Here is a 6,179-nt window from a genome sequence, read left to right as displayed (position 1 = left end):
CTAAGTTACTGGGGAAGAGCGAGACTCCCACGCCGACCACAACTGGGCGTAGCGGCCTCCTGCCGAGACCAGCTCCTCGTGCGGCCCCTCCTCGACGACGCGGCCGTGTTCGAGCACCACGACCCGGTCGGCGGACGCCGCCTGGGTCAGCCGGTGCGCCACGATCAGCGTGGTGCGCCCGCGCGTCGCCGCGGCGGCCGACTCCTCCAGCACCCGGGCGCCGAGGCTGCCCGCCTCGGCCGTGGCCTCGTCCAGGATCGCCACTGAGGGATCGGCCAGCACCAGCCGGGCCAGCGCGAGCTGCTGCGCCTGGGCGGCGGTCAGCTCGTGCCCGCCCTCGCCGACCACGGTGTCCAGCCCCCCGGGCAGGGCCTCGGCCCACTCCAGCGCGCCCACCTCGGCCAGCGCCGCTCTCGCTTCGGGAAGGGTCGTTCCAGGCCGGGCGAGCCGCAGGTCCTCCAGGAGCGGACCGGCGAAGACGTGGGTCTCCTGGGTGACGATCGCGACGTGTTCCCGTCCGAGCTCGGCGGGGGACACCCCGCCCAGCCGTACGGTGCCACTGAGCGGACGCAGGGAGCCCGCGACGATGGCGGCCAGGGTGGACTTGCCCGCGCCCGTCGAGCCCACCAGCGCGACCCTCGCCCCGGCCGGCACGTGCAGGCTGACCCCGTGCAGCACCTCGGCGCCGCCCTCGTAGGCGTAACGCACGTCGGCGAGGTCCAGCGAGGCGTCCGAGGGCTTGCGTCCCGCCGTCTCGGGCGGGGATGGCATCGTGATCACGCCGACGATCCTGGCCAGGCTCGCCCCTGCCGCCTGGACCTCGTCGAAGACGAACAGCAGCATGCCGATCGGGTTGAACAGCCGGTGGAACAGCACCGCGGCGGCCGCCGCCTCGCCGACCGTCACGGCGTCCGCGCGGACCAGCAGGAACCCCGCGACGACCAGGGCGGCGAGCACGCAGAACTCGGCCCGGTTGACCCGGCCGACGAACCGGGTGAACAGGTCGAACACCCAGACCGACACGTCGCGCGAGCTCCTGGAGGTCGCGTCGATGCCCTCCAGGTGGCGCTCGTGCAACAGGTAGGCGTGCACCGTGCGCACCCCCTGCGCGCTCTCCAGCAGCCGCTGGGACGAGCGGGCCACGGTCTTGCGCTGCTCCGCGTACCTGGGCATGGCCCTGGGCAGGTACCAGCGCAGCGCCGCCGCGTACAGGGGGACGGCTATCGCCCCCGCCAGCCCGAGCCGCCAGTCCAGGCCCGCCATCGCGACGAGCGTGAGCGTGCCCAGCAGGATCGAGGCGATCACCGTGGGGATCACGTCGGACACCGCCTTGCCGACCACGGCCACGTCGGCGCTGACCCGCGACAGCAGGTCGCCCCGACCGGCGCGTTCGAGCGTGGTGACCGGCAGCGTCAGCGCCCTGGCCACGGTCCGCTCGCGCAGGACGGCCAGGATCTGCCCGCCCAGCCGCGCCACCAGGTAGGACGTCAGGCCGGTGGCCGCGCCGCCGACGACGGCCGCGACGGTGATCGCGACCGCGACCCCGGCGATCGCCTCCTCGGCCGCCCCGTCGCGCACGCGGTCGACGAGCACGCCCAGCACGTAGGCGGGGACGACGGACGCCGCCGCGCCCAGCACGCCGGCGAGCAGCGTGACGGCGACGGCCGCCGGACGTTCGCGCAGCCGGGCGCGCAGCCACCGCCACGTGTCGCGGGAGCCGGCGATGGGCAGCAGGTCGTTCATCGGAGCACCGCCCGCCGGTAGTCGTCGTCGGTGGCGCCCAGCTCGGCGTGCACCCCTTCGGCGACCACCTGGCCGCCGTCGAGGACGACGACCCGGTCGGTCGCGGCCAGCATCGCCGGGCTGCTGGTCACCACCAGCGTGGTGAAGGCGTCCTCGCCGTCCGGGTGGCGCAGCGCGCGGACGCCTTCGGCGATGGCCTGCTCGGTCACCGCGTCCACGGCGGTGGTCGGGTCGTGCAGCACCAGGATCGGCGGCCGGGCCAGCAGGGCGCGGGCCAGGGCGACCCGCTGGCGCTGGCCGCCGGACAGCCCTGACCCGCGTTCCAGCACCTCGTACTCCAGGCCCTCCGGGTGCGCCCCGACGACGTCGTCGGCCGCCGAGGCGGCCAGCACGGCGGGGTCGACGGCGCCCTCGGCGCTCAGGTTCCCGGCGAGCGTGTCGCAGAACAGGTCGGTGCGATGGGGTTCGACCAGCAGGGTACGGCGGGCGTCCGCCAGGCGGATCCCGCCGAGCCGCACCCCGCCGAGCAGCACAGCGCCCTCGTGCCGGTGCGGCGGCACCCGCCCGGACAGGACCTGGACCAGCGCCTCGGCGTCCGCCGTCCGGTGCGCCACGATCCCGACGAACTCGCCGGGACGCGCGTCCAGGTCGACCCCGTCCAGCGTGCCGTACCGCAGGCCGCGCACCTCGAGGCCGGGGGAGCCTGCGGCGGCCAGCACGGCGGCCCGGCCGTCGTCGGGAAGCAGCAGGGGAGCGTCGGCCACCCGGGCGATCCGGTCGGCCGAGGCGCGGGCCTCGGCCACCCAGCCGGGGATGACGGCCAGCAGGCTCACCGGCTCCATGAGGAACTGGGCCAGCCCGATCACGGTCAGGAACTCGCCGATCGAGATCTGCCCGCGCAGCGCGAACCACCCGGCGAGCACCGCGATGCCGCAGGCCAGCAGCGAGCCGCTGATGAGCGAGGCCGCGTCGTAGCCGCCCTGGGTGCGCGCCGCGCGCAGGGCGGCGGCCAGCGACCTCTGGCTGACCTCCACGTAGCGGCGCGCTGCCGCGGCCTCGGCGCCGATGCCCTGCAGCGGGCGGACGCCGCTGACCAGGTCGGTCGCCAGGGACGCGGCGACGCCCGCCGTCTCCTGCTGCTCGGCGACCCGCCGGGTGATGCGCGGGGTGGCCAGGTGCAGCGCCAGCAGCGCCAGCGGCGTCGCGACGAGGACGGCGAGGCCGAGCGGGACGTCGATGAGCAGCAGGGAGACCGCGCAGACGGCCGTCGCCACCACGGCGCCGGTCGCCCGCGGGATGTAGTCGAGGATGTAGGCGGTCCTCTCCGCGTCGCTGGAGGAGATCGTCAGCAGCTCACCGGTGCGCAGGTCGGTGTCGAGGCCGCGCGGGTGCATGATCTTCCCGGCGACCTCCAGGCGCAGCAGGTGCGTCTCCTGGGCGAGGGCGCGCATCAGCGTGCGGGCACCGTACCGGTAGACCAGCGTCAGGACGGTGAACAGTGCGCCCAGCACGGCCAGCCACCCGACCAGCGCCGTCCCGTCACCGGGCCCGATCGCCTGGTCGACGAGCACGCCGATGAGGATGGGCACGGTCGCCTCGCACACCTGGTGCGCGCTGATCAGCAGCGTCCCGACGGTCAGCCTCCTGGCGTTGCGCGTCACCGTCCTGCGAAGGACGGCGGTCACCTGGCGGCTGAGTCGTCGGCCATGCTCTCGCGCAGGCTCCTGGGACGCAGGTCGGTCCAGACCCGGTCGACGTAGTCCAGGCATTCCTGGCGCGGCGCCCCCGGCCCCTCGCCCAGGACGATCCGCCAGCCTTGGGGGACTTCCTTGAAGGTGGGCCACAACGAGTACTGCTCCTCGCCGTTGACCAGGACGTAGAAACTGCCGTTGTCATCGTCGAAGGGGTTGCCGGACACGTGGTCTCCCAGGGGGTCGGAGAGCGGATGTAGGTTAGCCTAACCTAACTGTTTTTGTGTGGTAGGAACAGGCGGGTGACGGATCAGCGGAAGACGCAGGAGCGGGGCAGGCAGGCGCGGCAGAAGGTGCTCGAAGCCGCCCTGGCCGTGATCGCGCAACGGCCGGTCGCCGAGATCCAGGTCCAGCAGATCGCCGAGAGCGCGGGCATGAGCCCCGCCCGCGTCCTGTACTACTTCCAGTCCAGGGAGCAGATCCTGGCCGAGACGTTCCGCTGGAGCGAGCGCGGGCTGGCCGAGCGCCGGGCGGCGGAGTTCGCGGGAGCGCCCGGCCCGATGGACAGGTTCGGCAGGTACGTGCGGCTCTACCTGCCGGAGAGCCGCCACGACGTGACCTGGAAGCTCTGGCTGGAGGCGTGGCTGCGCTCGACGTCCGCCACGGAGATGAGCAGGACGGCCGAGGACATCGACAGCGGCTGGAAGAGCGACCTGGTGGCGATCCTCGACGAGGGCATGGCCGCGGGGGTGTTCCGCCCGCTCCAGGTCGAGGAGTTCCTGGCCTGGTTCACGCCCTTGTTGGATGGTCTGGCGGTGCATGTCCTGATCGGACGGCTCGCGGTGGCGGAGGCGGAGCGGATCGCGCTGGAGAGGGCGACGGAGAAGTTGTTGACGGGCGACCGTACTGAACTTTAATTTGATTCAAGTTCAAGTGCTTGCTTCGTCCCAGGAGAGCCTCGTGGACAACCACTTATCGCGCCGAGCGGCGATCGTCTCCGGCGCGCTGGCCACCGTTTTCGCCCGTCCCGCCCAGGCGGACGCGTCAGCGGACTATCTGTTCACCAACGGTTTCATCTACACCGTGGACGCCCGCGACAGCGTTCACCAGGCCCTGGCCGTCAGGGACGGGCGCATCGTCTACGTCGGCACGAGCAAGGGCGCCCGCGGCTTCGCCGGCAAGGACACCAAGGTCGTCGACCTGGGCGGCAAGATGCTCATGCCCGGCCTGCACGACGGCCACGTGCACGAGATGGAGGGCGGCCAGGGGCTGCTCTCCTGCGACCTCGGCTACGCCGCGATGACCGTCGAGGAGATGCGGAAGATCATCCAGAAGTACCTCGACGACACCGCCGACCAGGAACCGGACGGCTGGGTGAGCGTCGTGCACTGGTACCAGCAGGCCATCAGGCCGGCCGGGACCAAGCTCAGCAAGGCCGACCTCGACGTCCTCAGCACCAAGCGCCCCATCGTGGTGAGCTCCAGCGACGGGCACACCACGCTGGTCAACAGCCGGGCGCTGCAGCTGGCCGGGATCACCGCGAAGACGAAGAACCCGCCGGACGGGACGATCGAGCGCGACAGCCACGGCGAGGCCACCGGCCTGCTCCAGGACGGGGCGTCCCGCCTGGTCACCGCCAAGATCCCGGAGCCGACCGGGGCGGACAACCTCAAGATCGCCCGTACGGCTCTCGCCGCGCTCGCCGCGCAGGGCGTGACGACCTTCATGGACGCCGCGGCCTCCGAGGAGGCGTTGCGCGCCTTCACCACGCTCGCCGACGCGGGCGAGCTCACCGCGCGCGCCCACTTCGCCCCGGTGATCGACGTCACCGAGCGCGACCCGCGCTCCCGGTTGCTGCGGTTGCGCCGCAAGTACCACGACGGCGCGACCAGGGCCAAGCCGGGCGTCGCGGTGAACAACGCCAAGCTCTTCATGGACGGCGTGCTGCAGTATCCGGCGCAGACCGCGGCGCTGCTGGAGCCGTACCTGGTGCACAAGCACGACCACTGGACGCCGGGCAAGAAGGCGGGCGCGCAGTACTGGACGCAGTCCGCGCTGGACGCCGTGGTGGCCAAGGTGGCGGCGGCCGGGTTCGACCCGCACATCCACGCCATCGGCGACCGGGCGGTGCGGACCGCGCTGAACGCCTTCGCCGCGATGCGGGCGGCCGGGCACAGGCGGACCAGGCCCGCGATCGCGCACGCCGAGCTGGTGGACCCGGCCGACATCGCGCGGTTCGCCAAGATCGACGTGACGGCGTCGATGGGTTTCCACTGGGCCAAGGCGGCGCCGGACTCGATCGAGTCGGTCAAGCCGTACCTCGGTCCCAGGCGGTGGCGCAACTACGAGCCCGAGGGGGATCTGTGGCGCGCCGGCGGGCGGATCTCGCTGGGCAGCGACTGGCCGGTGGACCCGCTGGACGAGTGGACCGCGATCAAGACCGTGATCACCCGTACGGCGGGCCGCAAGAGCCCGTTCGCGAAGTTCGGCGTGATGACCCCGCACCAGCGCCTGACGAGGGCGGCGGCGATCAGAGCCGCCACCCTCAACGGCGCCCACCAACTCCGCCAGGACGCCCACACGGGGTCGCTGGAGGTGGGCAAGCTGGCCGACCTCATCGTGCTGGACCGCAACGTGATGAAGGTGGACGCCGAGCGCATCGCCGGCACCAAGGTCCTCTTCACCATGGTCGGCGGCCGCGTGGTCCACACCCTCCTCACCTGAGCCGCGCATCAAAGTTCAAGC

5 protein-coding genes are annotated in these 6,179 nt (G+C 72.6%); 2 read left to right on the top strand and 3 right to left on the bottom strand.

The genetic code is table 11. From position 1 onward, the window contains the following. From ACIBG8_RS15415 to ACIBG8_RS15405, 3 genes are read right to left on the bottom strand one after another with little or no spacing between them, the layout of a single operon-like run. Window positions 1–1,743: an ABC transporter ATP-binding protein gene (locus ACIBG8_RS15415; RefSeq protein WP_397343355.1), complete on the bottom strand. Its 1,743-nt coding sequence runs from the start codon at window positions 1,741–1,743 to the stop codon at window positions 1–3. Beyond that, complete coding sequence (locus ACIBG8_RS15410; RefSeq protein WP_397343354.1) at window positions 1,740–3,428, bottom strand: ABC transporter ATP-binding protein; 1,689 nt, start codon at window positions 3,426–3,428, stop codon at window positions 1,740–1,742. Before ACIBG8_RS15410 ends, ACIBG8_RS15415 begins: the two co-directional genes overlap by 4 nt. Beyond that, a complete protein-coding gene (locus ACIBG8_RS15405) occupies window positions 3,425–3,661 on the bottom strand; it encodes an MbtH family protein (RefSeq protein ID WP_397343353.1) in 237 nt (78 codons plus the stop codon). Before ACIBG8_RS15405 ends, ACIBG8_RS15410 begins: the two co-directional genes overlap by 4 nt. Before the next feature lie 75 nt (window positions 3,662–3,736). Here ACIBG8_RS15405 and ACIBG8_RS15400 point away from each other — a divergent pair, with 75 nt between their 5' ends. Together ACIBG8_RS15400 and ACIBG8_RS15395 are read left to right on the top strand one after the other, a co-directional pair. Continuing rightward, window positions 3,737–4,351 (top strand): TetR/AcrR family transcriptional regulator, encoded by a 615-nt coding sequence (locus ACIBG8_RS15400; RefSeq protein ID WP_397343352.1) that lies wholly within the window; start codon window positions 3,737–3,739, stop codon window positions 4,349–4,351. Window positions 4,352–4,394: 43 nt separating this feature from the next. Beyond that, entirely contained in the window at window positions 4,395–6,158 is a 1,764-nt protein-coding gene (locus ACIBG8_RS15395) for an amidohydrolase (RefSeq protein ID WP_397343351.1), read from the top strand. The last annotated feature ends 21 nt before the right edge of the window (window positions 6,159–6,179 follow it).

The organism is Nonomuraea sp. NPDC050556 (assembly GCF_044457355.1).
In the GTDB taxonomy this organism is placed as follows: Bacteria; Actinomycetota; Actinomycetes; order Streptosporangiales; family Streptosporangiaceae; genus Nonomuraea.
This window is presented reverse-complemented; position numbering and strand designations above follow the sequence as displayed.

Bases quoted from the DNA above. Each gene is read 5' to 3' on its own strand.
- ACIBG8_RS15415 (WP_397343355.1), bottom strand. From the start codon at position 1,743: ATGAACGACCTGCTGCCCATCGCCGGCTCCCGCGACACGTGGCGGTGG.